At 41.7% G+C, this 24,236-nt stretch carries 16 protein-coding genes; 2 read left to right on the top strand and 14 right to left on the bottom strand.

Features of this window, described 5'->3' with window-relative positions; translation table 11 throughout:
• The first annotated feature begins 14 nt into the window (after nucleotides 1-14).
• Complete coding sequence (locus tag Bovatus_RS03195; RefSeq protein WP_004296056.1) at nucleotides 15-2,447, top strand: sensor histidine kinase; 2,433 nt, start codon at nucleotides 15-17, stop codon at nucleotides 2,445-2,447.
• Nucleotides 2,448-2,561: 114 nt separating this feature from the next.
• A complete protein-coding gene (locus Bovatus_RS03190; RefSeq protein ID WP_004296057.1) occupies nucleotides 2,562-3,092 on the top strand; it encodes a GNAT family N-acetyltransferase in 531 nt (176 codons plus the stop codon).
• A gap of 444 nt (nucleotides 3,093-3,536) precedes the next feature.
• Here Bovatus_RS03190 and Bovatus_RS03185 read toward each other — a convergent pair whose 3' ends face one another.
• From Bovatus_RS03185 to Bovatus_RS03120, 14 genes are all read right to left on the bottom strand, one after another.
• A complete protein-coding gene (locus Bovatus_RS03185) occupies nucleotides 3,537-4,772 on the bottom strand; it encodes an MFS transporter (RefSeq protein ID WP_004296058.1) in 1,236 nt (411 codons plus the stop codon).
• 36 nt (nucleotides 4,773-4,808) lie between these two features.
• Nucleotides 4,809-5,255: a YhcH/YjgK/YiaL family protein gene (locus Bovatus_RS03180; protein ID WP_004296059.1), complete on the bottom strand. Its 447-nt coding sequence runs from the start codon at nucleotides 5,253-5,255 to the stop codon at nucleotides 4,809-4,811.
• Between the two features lies 1 nt (nucleotide 5,256).
• The gene (locus Bovatus_RS03175) at nucleotides 5,257-6,453 is read right to left on the bottom strand and encodes an AGE family epimerase/isomerase (protein ID WP_004296060.1); all 1,197 of its coding nucleotides are present in this window, start codon (nucleotides 6,451-6,453) and stop codon (nucleotides 5,257-5,259) included.
• An 11-nt stretch (nucleotides 6,454-6,464) separates the two neighbouring features.
• A complete protein-coding gene (locus Bovatus_RS03170) occupies nucleotides 6,465-7,382 on the bottom strand; it encodes a dihydrodipicolinate synthase family protein (protein WP_059365501.1) in 918 nt (305 codons plus the stop codon).
• Nucleotides 7,383-7,413: 31 nt separating this feature from the next.
• Complete coding sequence (locus tag Bovatus_RS03165) at nucleotides 7,414-8,967, bottom strand: hypothetical protein (RefSeq protein WP_004296062.1); 1,554 nt, start codon at nucleotides 8,965-8,967, stop codon at nucleotides 7,414-7,416.
• Between the two features lie 22 nt (nucleotides 8,968-8,989).
• The gene (locus Bovatus_RS03160; RefSeq protein ID WP_004296063.1) at nucleotides 8,990-10,561 is read right to left on the bottom strand and encodes an outer membrane protein assembly factor BamB family protein; all 1,572 of its coding nucleotides are present in this window, start codon (nucleotides 10,559-10,561) and stop codon (nucleotides 8,990-8,992) included.
• 3 nt (nucleotides 10,562-10,564) lie between these two features.
• Nucleotides 10,565-12,277 carry a glycoside hydrolase family protein gene (locus tag Bovatus_RS03155; RefSeq protein ID WP_052587806.1) on the bottom strand — a complete coding sequence of 571 codons (1,713 nt, stop codon included), beginning with the start codon at nucleotides 12,275-12,277 and terminating at the stop codon, nucleotides 10,565-10,567.
• A 13-nt stretch (nucleotides 12,278-12,290) separates the two neighbouring features.
• Nucleotides 12,291-13,973 carry a hypothetical protein gene (locus Bovatus_RS03150; protein ID WP_004296065.1) on the bottom strand — a complete coding sequence of 561 codons (1,683 nt, stop codon included), beginning with the start codon at nucleotides 13,971-13,973 and terminating at the stop codon, nucleotides 12,291-12,293.
• 16 nt (nucleotides 13,974-13,989) lie between these two features.
• Nucleotides 13,990-15,738, bottom strand: coding sequence for a RagB/SusD family nutrient uptake outer membrane protein (locus Bovatus_RS03145; RefSeq protein WP_052587823.1), 1,749 nt, complete (start codon nucleotides 15,736-15,738; stop codon nucleotides 13,990-13,992).
• A gap of 20 nt (nucleotides 15,739-15,758) precedes the next feature.
• Nucleotides 15,759-19,007 carry a TonB-dependent receptor gene (locus Bovatus_RS03140; RefSeq protein WP_052587807.1) on the bottom strand — a complete coding sequence of 1,083 codons (3,249 nt, stop codon included), beginning with the start codon at nucleotides 19,005-19,007 and terminating at the stop codon, nucleotides 15,759-15,761.
• Between the two features lie 373 nt (nucleotides 19,008-19,380).
• Complete coding sequence (locus Bovatus_RS03135; RefSeq protein ID WP_052587824.1) at nucleotides 19,381-20,136, bottom strand: creatininase family protein; 756 nt, start codon at nucleotides 20,134-20,136, stop codon at nucleotides 19,381-19,383.
• A gap of 27 nt (nucleotides 20,137-20,163) precedes the next feature.
• A complete protein-coding gene (locus Bovatus_RS03130; RefSeq protein ID WP_008640446.1) occupies nucleotides 20,164-21,156 on the bottom strand; it encodes a FecR family protein in 993 nt (330 codons plus the stop codon).
• Nucleotides 21,157-21,161: 5 nt separating this feature from the next.
• Complete coding sequence (locus tag Bovatus_RS03125) at nucleotides 21,162-21,782, bottom strand: RNA polymerase sigma factor (protein ID WP_004296070.1); 621 nt, start codon at nucleotides 21,780-21,782, stop codon at nucleotides 21,162-21,164.
• Nucleotides 21,783-21,964: 182 nt separating this feature from the next.
• Nucleotides 21,965-24,169: an alpha-L-rhamnosidase-related protein gene (locus Bovatus_RS03120; protein WP_004296071.1), complete on the bottom strand. Its 2,205-nt coding sequence runs from the start codon at nucleotides 24,167-24,169 to the stop codon at nucleotides 21,965-21,967.
• Between the last annotated feature and the right edge of the window lie 67 nt (nucleotides 24,170-24,236).

Here is a 24,236-nt window from a genome sequence, read left to right as displayed (position 1 = left end):
CAAGAGCAAACAATATGAAAGAACAAACAAATTATGACTATGAAAAATACGTTCAGATAGCACAAATGGCCAAAATGGGATGGTGGGAGTCAGATTTGAAGAATAAAGAATATATCTGCTCTGACTTTATTGTTGACTTACTCGGCCTTGAAAGTAACCGCATCAGTTTCACCGAATTTCACCAAAGAATACGTGAAGATCACCGGCTGCGTCTTAAAAATGAATATATGTCTCTTTCTTATCTGGAGACATACGAACAGATGTTCCCAATCCGGGCAAAAGACGGAGAAATATGGGTGTACTCTAAGATTAATTTCCAAAAGCCCGATAAAGAGGGATATAGGAATATGACAGGCTTACTGCAATATATTGACAGACCGATCGATACTACGAATGAAAACATTGATTTCTTTCAAGTGAGCAATCTGCTTTACCAACAAACTAATATTTCATATTCATTGCTTGCTTTTCTGCAATGTGATGATGTCACTCAAGTGGTTAACAAGACATTAGGAGATCTCCTCAACCAGTTTTTGGGCGATCGTATCTATATCTTCGAAATAAACAGAAAAGAACAACGCCAGGATTGCACTTATGAGGTTACCGCCGAAGGAATATCCAAGGAACAGGAATTCTTGAGCAATATTCCCTGGGATCCTTCTACCTGGTGGAATCATCAGATAGCCGAAAGAAGGGCTATCATTCTGAACACGCTGGACGACATGCCCGAAGAAGCTGCGGAATATCGTCAGACGTTGGAGATGCAAGATATCAAGTCGCTGATGGTAGTTCCGCTAATCTCTAAAGAAGAGGTATGGGGCTATATGGGAATTGATATGGTAAGAACGCAGCGTAGCTGGAGCAATGTGGATTATCAATGCTTCTCCTCTCTTGCTAATATTATCAGTATTTGCATCGAATTGCGAAAGTCGGAATTACAAGCCAAAGAAGATCGTCTTGCTTTGGACAACAGCGAGAAGATATTGAGAAACATCTATAAGAACCTTCCGGCAGGCGTCGAACTTTACGACAAAGACGGTTATCTGGTAGATATTAATGATAAAGAGCTTGAAATATTCGGCTTGTCTGACAAGAATGAAGCATTGGGAGTTAATCTGTTCGACAATCCCAATATTCCTTTAGAGGTTAAAGAGAGATTGAGAGCGAAAGAAGATGTAAACTTCTCCATCAATTATGACTTCTCAAAAATAAATCAATATGTAGATAGCCGGAGAAATGGGATTATTAATCTTACTACTAAGGTTACTGCTCTCTATGATTCTCAAAATCGATTTATCAACTATCTGTTTATCAATATAGATACAACGGAAACGACCAATGCATACACCAAGATACAGGAGTTTGAGAATCTGTTTCTTCTAATCGGTGATTATGCCAAGGTAGGATTTGCTCATTTCAATGTATTGACAAGAGACGGATATGCCCAAGATACATGGTACAGGAATTTGGGTGAAAAAGAAGGTACTCCCATGCCACAGGTTATTGGAGTATATGCACATGTAGTTCCTGAAGATCAGGCTGTTCTGAAAAACTTTGTAGGTGAAGTGAAAACGGGAAAGGCAACCAGTTTGCGTAAAGAAGTTCGTGTATGCAGGGAGAATGGCAAATATACATGGACCAGCATCAATGTGATGGTCAGAGATTACCGTCCGCAAGACGGTATTATTGAGATGTTGTGTATCAATTATGACATCACGCCTTTGAAAGAGACTGAACAGAAATTGATTATAGCTCGTGACAAAGCGGAAGAACTGGATCGTCTGAAGTCGGCTTTCCTGGCTAACATGAGTCATGAGATCCGTACTCCTCTCAATGCAATTGTCGGTTTTTCCAGTCTTCTGGCAGAAACGGACAGCAGAAGCGAACGGCAGGAATATATCAAGATTGTGCAAGAGAATAATGAACTTCTCTTGCAACTGATATCGGATATTCTCGATCTTTCGAAAATCGAAGCGGGAACATTTAATTTTGTATATACCAATGTGGATGTAAATGAGACGTGTACTGAAATCATCAAATCAATGAGTATGAAAGTGAGTAAAGGTGTTGAATTGATTTTTGAGGAACCATTGCTGGAATGTTATCTCTATACGGATAAAAACAGATTCACCCAAGTAATCAGTAACTTTATAAATAACGCATTAAAGTTCACCCAGCAAGGCAGTATCACCCTGGGATATGAACAAGTATCCCATCAGAAAATAAAATTTTATGTGCGCGACACCGGAATGGGAATACCGGAAGAAAAGCAAAAGAGTATATTCGAACGTTTTGTGAAGCTCAATACCTTTGTTCAGGGTACAGGACTCGGACTTTCTATTTGCAAAAGCATTGTTTCCCAAATGGGAGGAGAAATTGGCGTGGATTCGACCGAAGGAATAGGTTCCTGCTTCTGGTTTACACATCCGTACCATGCTGCCGACTAGACTGACTATAAGTGAAGAGGGGATTCAATGAATAATAGTTAATACTTATAATAATGAATAACCTCCAACAAGGAAAAAAGAATTGTATCTTTGCATTCCATTATTATCATTATTATGCAAAAGTATATAGAAACACCCCGTCTGATTCTCCGCGACTGGAAAGAAGAAGACATCCCGTTTTTTGCCCGTATGAATGCCGATCCGAATGTGATGGAGTTTTTTCTTAATTCATTGTCATCGGAAGAATCATTTGCCTTTTATCAGCGTATTCAAAATGAGTTCCAAACCTGTGGCTTCGGTTTGTATGCCGTAGAACGAAAAGAAGATCATGCTTTTATGGGCTATACCGGACTACATCAGATTACATTTGATGTTGACTTTGCTCCGGGCATAGAAATAGGCTGGCGGTTAGCACACGAATATTGGGGACAGGGTTATGCTCCTGAAGCTGCAAATGCATGTTTGGAGTATACGCGCAATAAAACGGATATAAAAGAACTCTTTTCTTTTACTTCCCTTCTCAACCAACGGTCAGAACGTGTAATGCAGAAAATAGGAATGGAACGAGTGAGGGAATTCGATCATCCGCTTGTCCCTGGTGAGCATCCGTTGTGCAGGCATGTGTTGTATCACATCAAATTTTAAAATGCTATTGACTTTCCTCTTTTAATTTCGTATATTGATAATAACCAATTAGCAGACAACAGATATGATATATACAAAAATAAAGACATAAAGAGAATTTACAGAAACATAAATATGTGTCTGAAAGAATAGAAATGGGGTGGAATCTACATGGATTTCACCCCATTTTGTTTAATATATTCGTGCCTACTTAGTGAATTATCCCGAATATCGTTTATTATAAATGTAAGACCCGTTTATAATAAACTGTTTCATTATTTATTAAAAATGCAAATTGAGTTTATCAGCATCCTGTATAATAAAAAGAAAACAGTTTAAGAGTAAGAATAGTACGAATGCAATATTCACAAATATATCTATACATTTGAGATAATAAATGAGCTTTACACTAATATTCTTTTCTTCTTATTACTCATAACAACCCAAACTATAACTATCATTGTATTACTCCATATTATCCGTTTTAGGTCTTAAAAAGTAGATTTGTAGCCCTAATGCAAGTGCAACGACAATACTAAGCATAGCAAATCCTTCGCCCAGACTTCCACCGTCCGTCCATTTTCCCAATAATTGAGTTACTGCAGCTCCTGCAAAAACTCCTGTCATATTCATAATACCATATGCCGTCCCCCTATATTTAGCAGAAACGAACTGGCATAGAATAGGCATATTGTTGGCATCGAAAATACCAAAGCCGATGCCGAACAACAATCCTGCACCTATTACGCTAATGAAACCGTGTCCGAAACCTAACAATAACAGTGCGGGGATAGTCATCCCCAGTCCGATTGCCCCTGTGTAGACACGTCCGCGGATATTCTTCAGCACCCATCTATCCGACAAGAATCCTCCCAATATTACTCCGACAAATGAAGATAGAGCAATGGTAATCGTAGATATTGGTCCTGCCTGTGACATCGGAATATCCAGGTTCTCCGCAAATAGCGTTGGCAACCAGTTCTTTGTAGCCCACCCCGGTAAACTTGGAGCCGCAAAATAAAATAATATCACCCAAAAAGAAATATTTGAAAATAACAGTAACAGCCCTTTTCCAATTGAATTCCCCTTGCTAATGCCATTAGCAACAACCTTTTCTATTTTCATTCGGACAGGATTCTCATGTAGGAAAAAGATAAGAACCACAGAATAAGCAATACCTACAATGCCAAACCAGTGAAAAGTGCTCTGCCAGGAAAATGCAGCGGCTGCCGTAGCTCCAAACCCACCGATTGCCTGACCGACATACAGTCCGGTCATGTGAACTCCAATTGCCAATGAGCGTGATTTGTCCTGATGCCAATCCGCTATCAAGGACAGAGCGGAAGGAATATACAATGCTTCACTAATCCCCATCACTGCACGCAAACCATATAATTGCTCAAACGTCGTGGCATATCCCATCAGGAATGTTACAGCCGACCAAACAAACAAGCTTCCGACAATTAACCATTTACGACTAAGCCTGTCTGCAATAATTCCGGCAACCGGGCTCATAAAGCCGTAAATCCAAAGAAAGACTGCCATTAATGCACCGAAAGCTTCTGCCTTCGTCAGCTCTACAATATCTATTTTCATTGCTTCCTGCATTGTAGAAAGCATTTGTCTATCCATGTAGTTGAGCAACGCTACTACCCAAAGCAACGCAACCACTACCCATGGATAAATATTTTTATTTTTCATGGTAGTTGTATTTAAAAGATTTTTGAGACTGTTTACTTAGACTTTTACTTTAGCTATCAGTTTGCGTATCCAGCCTTTACCGATAGCCGGAGCATGGGGGTCCTCCGGATATACAATGACGAATTGTCCGGGCAAGAGATTGATGAAAGTAGTAGGAACGTCACCATATAGGGCACAATCACTCTTTTTATCATAAGCTTGTCTTTCCACTTTTAATTCTTCCAAGGCTTTCCAGCCAATGGTTTCTTTGCCTTCAAGCAATATGTGCACATCAATATAATCGTGATGCAGTTCTAATAAACGCTTTCCTTCAGGAATACATTCGGGATAGATATTATTGACAATCAGATTATCACCATCCAGTCTGATAGTTCCCAGTTCCTCGTGCAACAGATCGTGCGATTTCACATAATCGAAAAGCTGTTTGAACAACGGGTGAAGTTTCTCCACCCGTTGGCTATTTTGTAAATTGGATACAATCATCTTATTTCTTTTTTATTTCAGACATTATTTCCTCACAAAGCATATATCCTTTTGTCATCATGCGAGGGATATGAAAAGGTCCTTTAAACAAATTTCCTTTTGCCGGCTGGGCGACTGTTCCATCCCGATGGAGATAGCCATACCACTCTCCGTATTCTTTGTCCGGGAAATGTGTATATGTCCACTCGCTGATTTGTTGATGCATCTTCAGGTATTTCTCTTCTTTCGTCATCAGATAGGCATACAGGGTAGCGATAATTGCTTCTGTTTGCGGCCACCAGAATTTCATATCCTGCGCATAGTCCTGCGAAGGAAGGTTCCTGCAATCTTTGAAATTGATAATACCGCCGAATTCTTTATCCCAGCCCCACTCCCATGACCAGTCCAGAATCTTCAGCCCCAATTCTTTTATGTTTTTATCCCCTCCTCGGAGCTTGGATTCTTCCAGCAAAAACCAAGCTGTTTCGATACAATGCCCCGGATTGATGGTACGTCCCATATTAGAGTCTATAAATTCTCCGTTCGGTCCTATGGTTTCCAATAATGCCTTGAACTCCGGATGCAGGAAATCTTTTTCCAGACAGCTAATGGACTCGTCAATCTGCCGTGTCAGACATTCGTCTTGAATAGCTTCCCTGATTCGGGAAGCTACGTTTATCAATATCATGGTAATGGAATGTCCTTTCATGGGGAGCGTATCTGTATATTTGGGAGCAAGCAGTCCGGGAGTTTGCAGGAAATATTGCATACGTTTGAACAGTTCGAGTGCCTTCACCGCATACGCCTTATCCCCCGACGCTATCGAATATTCGGACATCGCTATGGCTGCAAATGACTCGGAGAAAATGTAACGGCGCTTACGTAAAGGGCGACCGTCTGCTGTCATCTCAAAGTACATACGCCCGTCCGAATCAAAGCAATACTTCTCTATAAAGTCTAGTGTGCTTTTTGCGGCTTGCAACCATGCCGGATTCTTTTCTATATGATTATAGGCATAGGAACAAGTAAATGCAAAACGCCCCTGAAACCAAACGGATTTTGTACTATCCATTAATGCACCGTCGCGATCTACACAAGTATATATACCACCATTCACTCTATCCAGTCCATACTTTATCCAAAAGGGCATGATATTATTCTGCATATCATCCTTATAGGTATTAGCCCATTGTTGTATATAGTCAGTAATATTCTTCATACGTCCTCCTGTTAGAATTTATTGCAACGTTCGAAGAAACGGATTTCTTCCAGTTCCGCTTTCATTTGTTTTTCTTCGTCAGCGGTCATGTTTTGGAAAGGAGTACGGTTGCCGCCCAAATCAAGTCCGATAAGCTTCATGATACGTTTGCCACCAACAATATTCCCACGGAAATGGCAGATTACGTTAATCACTTCCTGAGAGAAGTTTTGCAATTCACGGGCTTTCTCCAATTCACCGGCTTTCCAGGCATCAATGATACCTACCAGGTTTATTCCGTTATAGTTGGTCGTTCCGCCGATTCCGCCTTGCGCCCCTCCCATTGCGAGGCATGGAAGAATGGTTTCATCCTGCCCATGAAGCATATCGAACTTGTCGTCTTTATACAAACGACATTGATTGTATTCATACAGGCTTTCGAAGGTATATTTGATTCCCGCAAAATTGGGAATACGGTTTTCAACAGCTTTCAGGAAAGCAAGCATCGATAAGAATGCTCCATTGAATGCAGGAATGTGATAATAATAGAAGGGCAGCTTCGGTGCTCCGGCAGCGATTTCTTCGCAGTACTTTACCAATTCTTCTATTCGTCCTATTTTCGGGAAAGGAGGTGCCATTGCACCAATTCCCCAAGCTCCGATTTTCTGCGCATGTTCCGCCAGCATCCGGCTTGACTTTACGCAGCAACTCCCCACGTGTACAATAACCTTAAAGCCATCCGGTGCAACTTCCATCCAACGTTCTGCCAACTTCATTCGTTCTTCATCAGTCAACATATACCCTTCTCCAGAAGAACCGTTGATGAAAACACCTTTCAAGCCATTTTTTACAAGTAGCTTTGCATAGGCTTCGATTGGTTCATAATTTACTTCTCCATTTTCATAAAACGGAGTAAAAGGAGCATTGATTAATCCTATAATCTTTTCCATAATACAGTTTCTTTTTTTAAGTTTAATATATTTAGTTATTTTTCAATTTATCCATGGGGGTATCTATACCCTTGTCTGATAGTCCCGGTCCTCCACCGCCGGTATATCCACCACTTTCGCCTGTTTGCCATGCCGAAATCCAAAATGCATAGATATCCGCCTGATTCAGATAAAACTTCAACCGGACTGTTTTCCCCACCAGTGATGTTACGCCTGGATGTTTTTCCCATGAAATCATCTGTTTCGTTTTATCCGATTTTTTCATTGATATGCAGTCTTTCTTTGTAAATCCTTCCATTGGCTGACCGTTATCATCCAACACTTCTACCGCTAAAGTTCCCTTCACATCTGCATTTACAAACAAATAGTTTCCATTTGCCGGAATCTTAGTTTTTATTTCTACATATCCTTCTTTTCTTCCTGCCCGCATCGAAACAAAACCATCACGACGAAGCATCGCAAGTCCTGTGGCAAAATTGGAATCATGTTTCGGCTTGCTGTTATAGCGTCCACTGACATAAAAATAAAGAGAGTCTCCGACTATCAGAGGGCTACCCGCAGTAGACTGTACATTGCCTGCATTCCATGCATGAAAGTCCTCACTGACAGGAAGAAATGGTTTCTTGTTTTCCCGGTTCCAATGAAAACCGTCTTTGCTCCAACCTATCAGGACTTCATTCCTTTTTTGAATGTTCAGACTGTCACAAACATTGTTCTCCGGTCCCTGCCAAACGGTGAAGTAGCCTAATATACAGCCCTCATACGGCATTGCTTCATGATTGTATATCTGTGGACGCAGTTCGGGAAATTGAGGATGACGCGGATCGTCGTCATCGGCATTAAACCAATAACGGATAAACTTATCACTCTTGTTGTCATATATCCTATGTGCCAGGCTAACCAGCATTTCCGGATCTTCATGTTCCAAATAATTGCGTGAACGCCTATACACTCCATTTATGGTTTTCAATGACAGGACATATTTCTTGCGAAACGGGTCGTAATAAGCCGCACAACGGTCGTACAATTCTCCCGAAAGAGCTTTCGGCTCACTCCAATGGATTCCGTCAGAAGAATATTTGAGTTTCATGCTGACTGTGAAGCGATTATTAAATTCTACAACAAACATTTTATAACGCTTCGTCCGGTCTTTCTCAAATTTATCAAGCAACACGGAAACGCAATCATGCTCTAATGTATCTACGATATTGGTTCCCGGAACAACGTCCAGCTCCGGTTTTATCCAGACTTTCCCGTCGAACGACTCTGCATAGCAAGTGACGAGCCCTAATAACTTCCCGCCACCGGCAGAATACCACATCTTGAATTTTTGCTCTTCCTCATCATACCATACGCCACCGCTAAAAGGGGCGGCATAAGGGTCACCATTTATATTCAACTCCCATTTTTTATCAGCCTTCAATACAGGATTGCCTGAATAATAGACGGGGGAATGATGTATTCGTTGCAGATTTGTTTTCTCAATGAATGTTGTATCCACAAAAAGGATACGTCCTGTTTGCCCGCATACCGAAACATTGCACATTAATAATAAGAAAACTGCCAATAAAGAATATTTCTTCATAATCGTCTACATTTTAAACTACTTACTTTTGCAAACCTGTCCGTTGCGGATTCTGGCCTTTCATCGGCCATGCAGAAGCTGCATAGGAAGTAGCTCCAGATGAGATACATACCATATCAGATGCACCTGCGACAGCTTCTATGCCGATATATAAATATCCTCTTGAATCCATTACCGGACTGGAGGTACATTTAACTCCTAATTCGGCGGATGCAAGCAAACTACCGTCTTGTTTCACAATATAATAGATGGCTTTGTCCGAAATGATGTGGATATATCCTCTGTTATCGATGATTGGCACGCAGTTGCTAACGTCCTCCGTTGTAGCATAATGCCATTTTAAAGAACCGTCCGAATTCAAAGCGAAAACACCTGCCGAAGCTTCACCGGCAACAGTATTTCCACCGTTGGCATAAAGTGTTCCATCCGTACCAATCACAACACCACCGTTAACAATGGCTCCCGGTGTCTTGTACACCCATTTTTCCGTTCCGTCAGGATTCAGAGCTATGATGGCGCCACCTGATGTCAGTTCGGCTACGGTATAAATAGTTCCGTCTGTTCCTACTGTGTACGAGTTTCCTTTCAATGCTGTACCACCCAAATCTTTCTGATAGACAAACTTTTGAGTACCGGTAGCAAAATCATAACCGAAATACCCCGTATTCTTGGAAGAGCCGAAATAGACAGTTCCGTCTTTGGACAGAGACATACCGGACAACACTTCTACATCTAAAGCTATTTCTTTGACTACATCACCGGCAGGACTTAATACGATTAGTTTCTTTCCTCTATGTCCGAAGTAGATATTACCAGATGCGTCAATAGCCGGAGTAACAGCATATAAATTAGAATCGGCAGCTTTGTATGCCCATTTTCTACTACCATTGCTTCCTATGGCAAATAAGAATAAAGCACGGGGATGTTCAGTGGTAGCCGGCTTCAAATCGCGGACCACAATATACACATCTCCATTCGGTCCTACTGCCGGACTTGCATATACCATGCTTGCCCCACCACCCGGATTCAGTTCATTCATGTTGGCGGTTACGTCAAATGCCCATTTTTGTATCCCATTTTCCGTATCATAAGCATAAAGTTTCACGTCAAATGCTCCTGTGGAAGTCTGGTCGGTAATCATATAAACCGTTTTACCATCAGCCGACAATGCAGGTGAGACTGTACTTTCAATAGGTCCGCCCATTTCTTTCTGCCACATTACATTGATTGCTTTAGCGGGATCCAAGATGGTAAGGTCTTTCTTGGCTGTGGCGCTCAAGCCGTTATCATCAGTCACCGTCAGTTTAATGGTAAATGTACCGTCCGACGGATAAACGAAAGTTGGATTCTGTTCCGTCGAGACGTTTTTTTTTGTATCGCCAAACTCCCATAACCATGCTACTATCCGGCTTCCTTCATCGGGTATGGAAGCATCTTTAAAAACAGCGGTCTGTCCCAGTTCGTACATATTCTCACCAATGGTAAAGTCTGCCTTTGCCGCAGTGTGATAATATACCTTATCCTCTTCGCAAGAAGAAAATGCAAGAATACAAATCAATGATAATAAATAAGCTAATCTGTTCATAGTATTCATTTTTTAATTGGTTTTATCTATTCCGGAAATATTCAACCCGGGACCTCCGCCAGCGGTGTATCCCATACTCTCTCCATTCGCAGAAGGAGAAATCCAAAAAGCAAATATTTCACCGTTATCAATATAGAATTTCACTTTCAGTTGTTTGTTCTTCAAAGAGGCTAATGAAGCGTTGCCTGTCCATTCTATCTTCGCTTTTACATTATCCCCTTTAAAGGCTTTGCACTCATCTTTTGAGAATCCTTCGATTACTTTATTATTGGGATCTAAAAGTTCCACTTTCATTTCTCCCGTGACATTGGCATTGACAAAGAAGTACGAACCGTCAAATTTCAGTAAGGAAGTTTGCAACTCTCCTGTTCCTTTCATAGATGCAAATCCATCGCGACGAAGCATGGCAAGCCCGGTAGTGGTAATCTCTTGAGTGCCTCTCAAACGACGACCGCTCAGATAGAAATAGAGTTTGTCACCTACTATTAACGGTGCTCCGGCTACGGATTGCAGGTTACCTTGATTCCATGCGTCCGAGGTGGTCGTATTTACGGCATGGAAAGGATTCATATCCTCACGGAACCAACTGTAACCGTCACGGCTATATCCTACCATAACTTGATTTCTCTTGATTACGTTGTCCGAAGCACAAACATCATTTTCCGGCCCTTGCCAAACGGAGAAGAATCCCAGCATAATGCTTTCATAAGGCGTGGCATCCTGATTATATATCGCAGGCGCTATATTCGGATAGTCTGTATGGTGTTGCTCATTAGCCCACGGACCAAACCAGAATGCACTCAATAATGCTTCCGCTTTCTTTGTTCCGGCTTCCGGATCGGTGTTTTCATTATAATCCCTCGCACGTACCAGCTTATTCGCATCCACCCGGACATTATGCCGCATACTATATACCCAAACGTTTCTGAAAGGATTTTTATATACTGTTGAACGGTCGGCAATCGGTTCCGATTGAACTGCGGCACGCCAGACTTTGCCGTCCGGGGAAGTCTTGTAATGGTATCTCCATTTCCCGGATTCACGGGCAACTAAAAACATCTTGTATCTTTTCGAAGCATTACTTTCCTGTTTATCCAGCCAAATAACAGACGCGTCACGTTCTGAGTTATAGTCAACGATATTTGTTCCGGCTACAACGGAAAGAGTGGGTTTTGTCCAGTGAATACCGTCCGTTGATTCCGCATAACAAGTCACTCCTGCTCCGCTAGTTGCATAGGAGCCACCACCTGCCATGTACCACATTTTGTATTTTCCTTCCTTTTCGTCATACCATACCCCGTCGCTGAAAGGGGCGGCGAATGCCGCACCTTTTGTTCCAGTTTTCTCCCAATCCTGTTCTGGTGTCAGTATCGGATTGCCTGAATAATATTCAGGATAATAGAACGTACGTTTCAGATTAGTGGATTCTATCAGGAAATTGTCTACAAATAACTGGCGTCCTACCGAGATATTAATAACAGAAGGTTTATCCGACAGATAAAAAGGTGACATTCCTTTTTCCAGTTCAGACGAAGATGAACGTACCGGCGGCCACTGTTCGGGCAGACGAATACCATTGTACAATAGCCGTGAATCTACTGGCTCTTCGCTAGGGGGAGCCACTACCGGGGGATTATTATCTCCATCCGGAGTATCATCACTGCCACCGCAAGCTATCAGCATACAAGGCAGGAAAAATAGTAATGTATAAAATAAACGTTTCATAGTCATTTATCTTTTATTTGTTTGCAGGAACATCTATGCCACAGGTTGACAGTCCCGGTCCGCCGCCGCTTGTATATCCACGGCTTTCGCCCGTTTGCCACGGAGAAATCCAAAATGCATATATATCAGCGTTATCCAGGTAGAACTTCAAACGGACAGCCTTCCCGATAAGTGATGCTATATTCTGGTGTTTCTTCCATGTAACCAACAATTTTGTTTTATCTGTTTTCTTCATCGGTACACAGTCTTTCCGTGTGAATCCTTCTAATGGCTTTCCATTTTCATCCAGAATTTCTACAGCCAAGCTACCTTTTACATCTGCATTGATAAAAAGATGTTTGCCGTCAAAACGAACCTTCTCCGTCAGCAGATAGCCGTCCTTATCTCCATGCATGGAGACAAAACCATCTCTGCGCAAAGTAGCCAGTCCGGTAGATGTATAGCTATCCCACATAATCTTGTTCCTTTGGCGTCCGCTAGAATAGAAATAAAGTGAATCTCCTACTATCAAAGGCACTCCATTGATAGACTGCATATTTCCCCAGTTCCATGCTCCTTCCGTCTCATTCACTGCCATGAAAGGCTTGAAAGAAGGACGATAGAAATGGAAGCCGTCACGGCTATACCCTAGAAAGATTTCATTCTTTTTCTGAATACCTAGTTTGGCACAAACTCCATTTTCCGGTCCCTGCCATACACTGTACAATCCTAACATAATGCTTTCATAAGCAATGGCATCAAAATTGTAAATACCCGGTTCTACTTCCGGAAACTCCGGATGACGCGGCTCTTTATCGCTCGGAGTAAACCAGTAGACCATATTCTTATCAGGTACTCCTTTTCGGATACGATGTGCGAAACTTACTGCCATTTCCGGGTCTTTATTTTCCAAATAACTGCGTGAGCGGGAAGAAACTGTTGTCCCGTAACGCATACTCAATGCCCACACATCACGGAACGGATTGTAGAATGCGGATGAACGGTCGTATAAATCACCGGACTGGGCGACTCCCTCTCCCCAATGAATCCCGTCCGATGAGTATTTCAAGATAAATTGCCATCTGCGGTCGGTGGGGCGGCGTTCGACATTGAACATCTTGTACCGTTTGGACGGGTCTTTCTCCTGTTTGTCCAGCCAAATAGTAGCTGCGTCACGATTGCAGGTATCTACAATATTGGTTTGGTTCCAAATATCCAGTACAGGTTTTGTCCAGTACTTGCCGTCTTCCGATTCGGCATATCCGGTATAAAAGGTCTGATTGTCTCCTTTGTGAAGAACACCTGCACCTGCCAAGTACCACATTTTGAACTTCCCGTCTTTTTCGTCATACCAGATCCCATCACTGAAGGGTGCAGCGTAGAGTCCGCCTTCGGTTGTCTTTTCCCATTCCTTATCAGGTCCGAGTACCGGATTCCTTTCGTAGAACCGGGGAGTATGAATCACTCTATTCAAATTAGTTTCTGCAATCAGAAAAGAATCAACAAATAGTTGCCGTCCTACATTTACAGGAATTACTCCCGGCTTTTGTTCAAGATAGGGTATCGGCATATCTTGTGCTTTTTGTGGTTCCGCATAGCGGGGTGGCCATTGTTCAGGCAGGTGTATGCCATTGTAAAGTACTTCTGTTTGGGCAATAGCGAGCCCCGGTACTACCAAACTGAACAGTAGTACCGCAATATTTTTCAAATTTATCATGCTAATTCTTTCTTAGTTAATATCCCGGATTATTTTCTGTGATATAAGGGTTAGAATTCACTTCATTGATAGGAATCGGCAACCATTCGTGCTTATTGGTGACGAATCCTTTAAAGTCATCTGCCGATATGAACTTCTTGAAGTTAGGATCGGATTCCTGTAACTCTGTAAAACGGCTGGCTAGCTTGCCCCAACGGAGCAAATCATAGAAACGATGCCCTTCCAAAGCAAATTCCAGGATTCTTTCATTCTGAATATCAGTCATGGTTACCGAAGGGAGTTCGCTCATGTTGACACGTCCGCGTACTTTATTTACCGCCTGCAAGGGAGTCATGTTTGATGCTTGCGTGCCACCGCTAACGATAGCTTCCGCATACATCATCAACACATCGGCATAGCGGATATAGCGCCAATTCACTCCATGGGCACGGGGCTGATTATATACATACTCCTTAACGCCTGCACCTACACCGACCAGTTTAGGAGTCCCGTCTGCTTCCGTTTGTGTAGGCATGGAACAATCAATCCCTTTTCTTATACCTGCTTTGAATGAATGTGCCAAAGGATTGGACACGGTAGCAAATCCTTCTTTTCCATTCTTTGCAGGATAAAGTTCTTCCCATTTATAACTGCCGGGACCTTCCAGACGTACAGGATTGCCGCCTGCATCATTTCTCAAATGAATGCTCGCATCCAAATCATTGAATATCATTGTGGAGAACATCCGGATATCCGTATAACCGTCCTTGTCTACCGAATTCACAAATGCGTTATAAAGCCAGTTATGTACTACGCCTTCATAACCTACTCCCGCCCCCGGTAACATCAGTCCACGTGAATCGAACGCCAAACCGGAAGTGGCAAGCCCCGGATTGAATCCTGCATTATCGACATCGCCTAAGAATTGAAACTCAAGGATTGATTCTTCATTATTTTCATGAGCGACATCAAAATTATCAGCATAATTTTTAGTCAGGTCATAAGTTCCGTACTTTCCGTCTATAACATCACCAAATTCTTTGGCAGCTTCACTGTAAAATGTAGTCTTGTCTTCACCATAATATTGTTCGATTCCACTACGGTAGAGGTAAGCTTTTCCCAATAAGGCGGCTGCGGAAGCTTTTGTCACACGACCGGCATTCTTGCTGTCCCAATATCCCTTCACGGGCAACAGTTCTTTCGCATGTGCCAGGTCTTCTTGAATAAAATTCCATACGGCAGCAGGTTTTTCCAAAGGACGGACATAGTCATCGCCATTGCGTGGCATCTGTCTGATGGGAGATATATTCCGGAAATTAATCAATAGGTAATAATGCGCAAATGCCCTCCAGAAATAAGCTTCCCCCATGTATGCGTTCCGCAGTTCCTCATTACCGCTGAAATCAACAGACGGGGCGGTTTCAATAATGTAGGATGCTTGAGAAGCAGTGGTGTACATCAATGTATAAGGTTGCTCGATAGTGTAATAACTGGCATTTAAGTCGGCACCAAACATGCCCGGTTTGCCATAATCCGAATTGGACGATGCCTCGTCGGAGCGGATTATCGTTGTTTTAGAGCCGGAAGCTCCCAGGCAGCGTTGCGTAGACATATATCCGTACATGGTCATCACTGCGTCATTAACAGCGGACGGACTGGTGAAATAAGCTCCCATACTCGGCTGGTTCGGATTAATTGCCAGGTCATCAAAGATACCGTTGCATCCATGTAATATCAAGCCGCCCGCCAAGATAAATGCGGCATATACTTTCTTATAGTTTTTCATATTAATCATATTTTTAGTTATCAGAATGAAGCGTTAAAACCAAAAGTGAATGTCCGGGCATTAGGATATGAACTGATGTCAATGCCACGTGAGAACAATACATTTGAACTAACTTCCGGGTCATAACCGGAGTATTGGGTCAACGTAAACAGATTTTGTACGCCTGCATAAACACGCAGTTTATTGAACCGGATTGCTTCCAACCACTTTTTAGGCAGTGAATAGCCTAACTGAAGGTTTTTCAGACGTAAATAGGAACCGTCTTCAATATAAAATTCACTCGGCAAGGAGTTTCCGCCACTAGTGTTTTGGGTTTTCATAATAGGGATTCCTGTATTCCTATTTGTTTTCGTCCATCCATTCATAGCCTCTTTGACTACATTATTGGAATAATCAAAATAATAGGTGTACTTTTTCTGATTGAATATATCATTTCCCTGCACTCCCTGAAAGAAGACAGTCAAATCAAAGTCTTTGTATTCCATGTTGATGTTCAAACCGTATGTGAAGTCAGGGATAGGGCTACCCAGAATAACTTTATCATTTGCATTGACTACTCCATTCTTGTCCGTATCCGCAAATATGAAATTTCCTTCCGCATCAAAACCGTCAATCTTATAGCCATAGAATGAACCGATAGCTTCTCCCGGCATGGTAATGGAAGCTGCATCATTAAAATAGCTGGACATTGCTCCGGAAGTAATCGGCTGCACGTTTTCTCCCAATGATAATACTTTATTCTTCAACGTTGCGATATTGAATGTTGCATCTATATGGAAGTCTTTCGTCAATTGTTTCCTGTAATTCATCATAAACTCCCATCCTGTGTTTTTTACGGAAGCTGTATTAACGTAGGGTTTTTCACGTGAACTGTTGATTTCAAAGATTTGCCCGGAAGACAGGTTCAAGTCTATCTGTGCCAACAAATCTACGTTCTTTTTCACGAAATAGTCTAATGACAAGGTCAAGTCGTTGTTGAAGAAGCCCAGTTCGATACCAATATCTGTGGTTTTGGCAGTTTCCCATTTCAAGTCTTTCGATTTCAGATAGGCTGCGCGTCCTGTCACATAACGTTCACCGCCTACTGTGTAAGGAATAGGTCCATAAGCTATCGCGTCAAAATTATAAGGATTGAGGAAGTTGGCACCCAACTCACCGTAGCTAGCTCTGATCTTCAATTTGCTCATTACAGGATTTTGGAACCATTTTTCCTGGTGCACATTCCATCCGGCGGAGACAGAGGGGAAATAACCTACTCTATTGTCTTTATGGAATTTGGAAGATTCATCCCGGCGGATACTCAAGGACAGCAGATATTTATTATCATAATCGTAGTTCACACGGGCGAAGAAAGAGAGCAATGCTGCATTACTGTCGCCCGCCGAAATCTTACCATCTTCATTTTGGAATCCGGTAATATCCGTTCCTCCCAAATCGTTAATGGTAGAGTTGGTCATGTAACGATAGTATTCTCTCATCCAGCTTGTTCCTAATAAAGCGTCTATTGAGTGACGGTTGAATGTCTTGTTGTAAGTCAGCAAGTTATCAATCGTATAAGTGAACTCTTCACCTCTTGTTTCCGATACACTGTTACGTGTGTTGCCGTAATCTTTATCGGGAGTTCCATCCGAGTTCCACTTTGTATAGTACTCGGGGGTATGGGTGTAATTATGCTTATTGCTATAATTTCCACTTAACGATAATTTGTATTTTAAGCCGCCCCAAATATCCAGTTGGGCGTTCAAAGAGCCGATTAAATCCGTCACTTTATTAAACTGGTCTGTATAATGTAACGGGGCTATCTTATTCTGCGCTTTGCCATCTTCGGGGTTGATGTAATAATCAGGGCCACCGGAGGTAAACCGTCCTTGTTCATCATAAATAGGTAACGTTGGTAAAGCTATGTTGAAAGCTGTTGTAGGAGTTTTATCCTTATGCGTCAGTCCGAGGGTTTCAGAAAATGAGAAACGTCCTTTTTTATAAGAGGTATTTAGGCGGAAGTTATAACGTTTATAATCCGAATAAATCGTCATACCGGTTTGGTCAAGATAACCAAGGCTTGTGCTGAAAGTAGAGTTGTCTCCACCACCTGCGATACTGGCATTCAGATTCCATACTGGGGCAAACTGTATCCATTCTTTTGACCAGTCGGTATTCAGGTTCGGATTGGTGGGATTGTCATTCTCCGGTGCATGAGGCAAGCCGCTGTTATCTGCCACCATATTGGCAAATTCTCTCCATTCCGACGCATTGAGGAACTCCGGAATATTAGTCGTTTTCTGGAAAGCGAACGAACCGTCTATCTGAATGACGGGCTTACCGGACTTTCCTTTCTTGGTAGTAATCAAAACGACCCCATTGGCGGCACGTGAACCGTAGATAGCGGCTGCCGCACCGTCTTTCAGTACTTCGATAGATTCAATATCATTGGGATTCAATGAGCTTAATCCGGCATTACTGAATGCTCCATCAATGACATACAGAGGTTCGGTAGCGCCAAAAGAAGCGGCACCGCGAATCACGATGTTTACATCTGCCCCAGCAACACCAGCTTGCTGCACGATGTCTACACCCGGTGTACGCCCCTGTAAGCTTGAAGCAACATTAGATGATACCTGTTTGCTGATTTCCTGAGAAGAGATGGAAGCAACGGCACCTGTCAGGCTTGATTTCTTCTGCACGCCGTAACCAACTACTACGACTTCATCCAGTACTTCCGTATCGTCCTGCAATTGGATAGAATATGAGTTCTTATTCCCCACCTTTACTTCCTGTGTTTTATAACCAATATAGCTGACTGCCAGAAGAGCATCTGTCGGAGCATCCAATGTAAAGTTACCATCAACGTCTGTCACAGTACCCGTCCCCGCTCCTTTCACCAATACACTGGCACCAATTACTGGTTCGCCTTTGGTATCTGTCACGGTTCCCGTTATTTTCTTTGTTTTTTGGCTCCCTTGTGATGTAACGGGAGCTTCTTTTGCTTTCAAATATATTTTCTTCTCTCCAATTTCATAAGCTACATTTGTACCTGCGAATAAATCATCCAATACTTTAGAAAGGTCTTTGTCTTTTGCCTGGACAGAAACAATCCGTTCGGGATTGACAATCGTACGGCTATATGCTACCGTAAGTCCTGTCTGTTTAGTAATGAGCGAAAAGACTTTCTCCAACTTGACTTGTTGAAGATTCATTGTTATTTTCTGAGCCGACGCCGCAAGACTTACAGCAAAGCTCAATAACAATACAAGCAATACTTTGTTCTTCATACTTAGTTTGTTTAAAGTTATAAATAGGTTCTTAATCTCTTTGTATTTAGTGGACACACGAGATTAAGAAGCGGGTGAGGGAAAAAACGTTTTTTTCTGAAGTTTTTTTATTTCCAATAAATTTTCGTATGATAATACATTAGTTTTCAGCAAGATATAGTTTAGTTTTTATTTGTAGGAAAATGGGATATAAAAAGAAAAGTCCTTCCGGATTTTATTTTCAGAAGGACTTATAACAATAGATTCGTGTTCTTGGCAATTCGCTAGAAACAGTCTTTTGTGATAGTGACGGTATCCTGTTCACATAGTGACGCTATACTTACCGGATACCGTCACTATCACGCAAGGATAGCGTCACTATATTTTTTGTAATTTAGTAAAGTTCCTGATTCACCAATTCGTCAAAGAGCTTTGCATATTTCTCTGCGACTGCTTCCGCAAACTTCTTTCCTTTTTCTACGGAAGCTCCACGTGGATCGCCAACACCGGTATCTTTAGATACTTTCCCCCAGTTCCTGGGAATCCATGCTACTTTTTCATTCAAAGATTGTATGGCAAAAGTTTTATATTCTCCATTCCCTGCTTCTTCAAGATTGACTAATTCGGGGTGATAGTGCATCATTACGGATGTCTCGACTTCATCTGCATGGTCACCCGGATTTTCAAAATAGTCCTTTACCTTTAACACGGTGTACCATTCACTCGATGCTATCAGGAAGTCAGGATAGTCTACCGACAAATCACGAATCATACTTTTAAAAGTATTGCCTCCATGCCCGTTGATAATAACCAATTTTCGGATACCTTGAACATAAAGGGAAGAAACAATATCAGTCAGTATTGCTTTCTGTGTTTCATAACGCGTATGGATACAGAAGGGAAGTTCCCGTTGTCCCGGATTTTGTGAACCCATGCCGATGGGTGGCATAACCATGCAGTTCACGCCATATTTCTGTTTAGCTATCAATGCAGCATCAACTGCTACATCATGGGAAAGAATACAATCTGTCATATATGGCAAATGCAGATTATGAGGTTCAGTAGCTCCCCACGGCAATATCACAATATCATATTTCCTGTCTTTTACTTTTCCATAACAAGATACGGATAAATCCACTTCTTTATTCATATACCCCATTTATTTCTAATGATTATATTATTTCATTTTTACTATCACTTCTTTCTTATCTTCATTATACTCAAACTTCACCGGAGCGATTTTCTCTAAATCCATTAATACTTTCTCTAATAATGTATTGTCCGAAGTCAATGTATAGACATACTTCAAAACGTTTTCATCTTCGACTTTAAACTCTACATTATACCAGCGGTTCAATATTTTAATGACTTCCGGCAACGGGGTATCTTTAAATACTATCACATTCTGTTTCCACATCGATAGGCGTTGCATATCGTTCATTTTGGAAATGGTGCACTGCTGGTTATCTTTGTTGTACACTAATCTTTCGCCGGGTTGCACCGGGTATTTCTTTTCCGTAGGAAGGGTAAGATTAATATTTCCTTCATCCAGACATACTACTATATCCTTATTCTCCGGGTAATCCTGTACATTGAAAGAAGTTCCCAATACATGAATTGCCGGTCCACTTAAATTGACTATAAAAGGACGGTTCTTATTTTTGGCTACTACGAAATAGGCTTCTCCTTCAAGATAAACTTCCCGGGTGTTCAAAGCAAACTTCTTCGGGTATCTTAGTTTCGAATCAGAATTGATATATACTTTTGTTCCGTCCTGAAACATGATTTGTATGCGTTCTCCTTTATCTACCACCACTTCCTCATATTCGGAAGTGCCGAACAGGTCGACTTTTGAATTCAGTTGCATATAAAGTCCGACAATCAAGACAACAGGTATCAATACGGCTGCAACTCGGAAACAGATACGCTTCAATTTCTTGATGCGAATGTTCTTCCGTATCTGTTCTAATATTTTCTTTGAAGGAATATCATGGTCTACATACAAGTCTGCAAACTCATTTTTTATCAGTTCGGAATCCTGTGTCATAGCAGCTTCAAGATAGTCGCTACCTTCTTCCGTGGCAAACCACTCTGCCACATATTTTGCATCTTCCGGGCTGGCAATTCCTGCCAGGACTTCTTCTATTTGTTTATCAGTAGGTCTATTCATTTTTATCACTTTATTAAATGGACACTCAAAAAGGTCATTAGTGTGGTAAATGCAACAATTATTAACATCTTACTTAGATGGATACGGAGAAGTTTCAACGCTTCCGAATAATGTGTCTTGATAGTATTTACGGATAGATTCATCCGTTCCGCAATTTCCTGATTTGTCAGTTCCTCCTGTACTTTCATCAAGCAAATATCCCGTTTTTGCGCAGGAAGCATATCCACTGCTTTATAAAAACTGGACATCAACTCTTTTTTCTCCAGTTTTTCTATCAGATTATCTTCGTAAGGCGAAGCGGCTTGTGCCATCTCATAGTTCTTTGCAATCGCGCTGTTTTCATTGCGAATCAAGTTCAAGACATGATTTTTTGTCATCGTAAAGAGATAGTTCTTTAGGCTGATTCCCACACGTAGTTCTGAACGAAATTCCCACAAACGGCTAAAGACATGTTGCACTACATCTTCTGCCATATCAGAACTCATTAAATAACGATAGGCTAATACATATAATAGTTTATGATACCTTTCATAGGCTTGGGTGAAAGCTCCTTCATCACCTTGTTCAATCAAGGCGAAGAGTTTCTCATCATCTGTATCAGTATATTGGTCAATCTTGTTTTTCATTCTTCGGATTTTGTTTACTTGTTTCCAAAAGAACTAAATGTTTCTCTCTTTATGAAGAGCAAATGTAGCAAATTCCTTAGAAAACCTAGAGGTATTTACGAAAAAAGTCCCCGATTAACAATCCCCCATTAAAAAGAGGAACCGTTAATCAAGGACTACTCCACTAACTAATTAACAATGTATTATAAATGATAGGTAACAATTCTTTCTTCGGGTGAATCAATCCAGAGCCGCCATACTCCTTCCGACACTTTTTCCGGTGTTCCGATATTTGCTTTAGGTGGACGACGGCTTTTGATGGTTAGATAGCCTTTCCCTTCTGTTGCTTTCACTTTCATCGTTTTGCTGTTCATATAGACATGGATATTGCCATTTGGAGTGGGGACAGTGCCTTCCATCCATTTCAATCCTCCCAACACAGGAGTAATAGCAAACTCTTTATATCCTTCTTTTACAGGTTTCACTCCCAGATAATATTTGCCCAACAGGTAGATAGGACTCGCTCCCCAGGCATGGCACAAACTCTTGCCATAAGGACGGCCATACATGGCAAGATGTTGCGTTCCGATTTCTTCCGGGTTATATTTTTCCCAGAAGGAGGTAGCACCTTCCTTCAACATTCCTCCCCAATAGGCTTTCATTTCTTTCATTACAGCATCCTGTTCGCCAAGAGCACAAAGTGCTTCCAGTTCGTAAAAACGCATATAGGGAGTTGTTATTTTCAGAATACTGTCATTCAGAAGAACAGAGTTCTTGATGGCTTGCTGCTTATCTGCGTTCAAATATTGAAAGAATACAGAAAACATATTTGCATAGCGGGTGACTGCATCACTTTGCTGACCGTTGACACAGTTATGTACAAATGCCTGTTTCTGGTTATTCCAAAAGGTGGGTTCTAGTTTTGCTTTCAAAGCGACAGCTAATTTTTCGTATTTTTGTTTGCTATTAGTGTCTCCAACCAATTCTGCACACAAAGCCATCGTTTCCAGACTTCTGCAAAATAAAACTTGCTCAAAAGAGAGTTCGCCTTTCTTATCCAGATAGCCGTCTGCCCAGTCCACAAATACCCAGTCGCCCGTCATTCCTTCTACCATGCCATTCTTATTGGTACGTCCCAACACATAATCCATCATTGTTTGCATACGTGGATATAGTTGGTTGACAAAATGGCGGTCGCCACTATACATATAATAGTCATATACACTAAGAAACCAGTAGAAAGTATAGTCCATGATTGTATTACTGTGGCTGGTTACAGGATCCTTGCCACGAAGTAACCAAATTGTACGTTTGACAGACTCGTTATCAAAGAAAAGATAATAATTCATCAAATAACTTTGGATGGCATCGCCACTCCATACCCAACGGTCACGTTTGATACCGTCAATGAAGAATTCGCGGGTAGTGAGATGCATGGTGTATGCGCCAACTTCCCAAATACGATTCAATTCTTCATCATTACAACGGAAACTTCCGCGGTATTCTTCAGGAAGATATTCATATTGCATGGAGACTTCTCCAATCTGTACACCCGGCTCGTGAGTTACATAGACATAGCGAAAGGCTTTACTGTTCTCCAATGTATATTCGTTTTCAGAATTACTCAAGGGAGAAGTGCTGCGGATAGCAAGGTCGGTCACTTGTCCCGGTTCGAGCAAGAGTTTGTCCAATGTTTCGCAATATGCTTTATCTTTTGCTTCTTCCGGGCTTTCACCATAATAAATTTCTATTTTTCCTTTTCCGGAAAGATTCTTCAATGTGATGAATCCGAATGTTTCTTTTCCAAAATCATAAAGAATACCTCCTTCAGACTGTTCTGACTTCGTAACAGGTTGCTGCGGTTCACGCATCAGACTGAATTGTGAAGGACGTTGGGTAGCTCCGTCAAAGTTCCAGCATCCGGCATCCATATAGATAGTGGCAGATGTGTCACTGGCTTTTCCGCTCTCGTCAATCCATTCTTTATCTTCGTAAGTCACACGCCAGGAAGAGTCTGAATTCACCGTTTTTCCCTTCACATAAATAGTGGGAGGAGTTGCCTGATTCCAGACTTTGATGTTCAGATTATGTTTTCCGGCCGGAAGCAACATGGTTTCCGGCATACCGAACTGGAGCTTTCCATCCAGTTTGACGTTGTACTTTCCTTCGGCAGCAATAAAGATTTCTTCCGGCTCGGAAAGATTCAGTTGCTTGCTGAATTCTACGACAACATAATGACTGTCCGTTTTCCAAAAAGGAGGGAAAAATGCACCTCGTTCCGTACGACGGTTATTCATTTGATTTCCCAACCAGATTTCGTAGTCTCCCGGATACCATATCCAAGTCTGGGCAAATGTGCTGCTTGCCAAAGACAAGGCACTAAGCAATATCATATATTTCTTTTTCATTTTTCTTTCTATTACTAACAAACTGAATCATAAGAAATAATTCGTTCCACAGTGGTTGACGTTTAGT

The sequence above is a fragment of the Bacteroides ovatus genome, assembly GCF_001314995.1.
Taxonomy (GTDB): Bacteria; Bacteroidota; Bacteroidia; order Bacteroidales; family Bacteroidaceae; genus Bacteroides; species Bacteroides ovatus.
The sequence above is the reverse complement of the archived record's forward strand: the minus strand, read 5'-3'. Positions and strand labels throughout refer to the sequence as shown.

Excerpts from the sequence above, each read along its gene's own strand:
- Bovatus_RS03195 (WP_004296056.1), top strand. The coding sequence starts at position 15 with ATGAAAGAACAAACAAATTATGACTATGAAAAATACGTTCAGATAGCA.
- Bovatus_RS03190 (WP_004296057.1), top strand. The coding sequence starts at position 2,562 with ATGCAAAAGTATATAGAAACACCCCGTCTGATTCTCCGCGACTGGAAA.
- Bovatus_RS03185 (WP_004296058.1), bottom strand. The coding sequence starts at position 4,772 with ATGAAAAATAAAAATATTTATCCATGGGTAGTGGTTGCGTTGCTTTGG.
- Bovatus_RS03180 (WP_004296059.1), bottom strand. The coding sequence starts at position 5,255 with ATGATTGTATCCAATTTACAAAATAGCCAACGGGTGGAGAAACTTCAC.
- Bovatus_RS03175 (WP_004296060.1), bottom strand. The coding sequence starts at position 6,453 with ATGAAGAATATTACTGACTATATACAACAATGGGCTAATACCTATAAG.
- Bovatus_RS03170 (WP_059365501.1), bottom strand. The coding sequence starts at position 7,382 with ATGGAAAAGATTATAGGATTAATCAATGCTCCTTTTACTCCGTTTTAT.
- Bovatus_RS03165 (WP_004296062.1), bottom strand. The coding sequence starts at position 8,967 with ATGAAGAAATATTCTTTATTGGCAGTTTTCTTATTATTAATGTGCAAT.
- Bovatus_RS03160 (WP_004296063.1), bottom strand. The coding sequence starts at position 10,561 with ATGAATACTATGAACAGATTAGCTTATTTATTATCATTGATTTGTATT.
- Bovatus_RS03155 (WP_052587806.1), bottom strand. The coding sequence starts at position 12,277 with ATGAAACGTTTATTTTATACATTACTATTTTTCCTGCCTTGTATGCTG.
- Bovatus_RS03150 (WP_004296065.1), bottom strand. The coding sequence starts at position 13,973 with ATGATAAATTTGAAAAATATTGCGGTACTACTGTTCAGTTTGGTAGTA.
- Bovatus_RS03145 (WP_052587823.1), bottom strand. The coding sequence starts at position 15,738 with ATGAAAAACTATAAGAAAGTATATGCCGCATTTATCTTGGCGGGCGGC.
- Bovatus_RS03140 (WP_052587807.1), bottom strand. The coding sequence starts at position 19,007 with ATGAAGAACAAAGTATTGCTTGTATTGTTATTGAGCTTTGCTGTAAGT.
- Bovatus_RS03135 (WP_052587824.1), bottom strand. The coding sequence starts at position 20,136 with ATGAATAAAGAAGTGGATTTATCCGTATCTTGTTATGGAAAAGTAAAA.
- Bovatus_RS03130 (WP_008640446.1), bottom strand. The coding sequence starts at position 21,156 with ATGAATAGACCTACTGATAAACAAATAGAAGAAGTCCTGGCAGGAATT.
- Bovatus_RS03125 (WP_004296070.1), bottom strand. The coding sequence starts at position 21,782 with ATGAAAAACAAGATTGACCAATATACTGATACAGATGATGAGAAACTC.
- Bovatus_RS03120 (WP_004296071.1), bottom strand. The coding sequence starts at position 24,169 with ATGAAAAAGAAATATATGATATTGCTTAGTGCCTTGTCTTTGGCAAGC.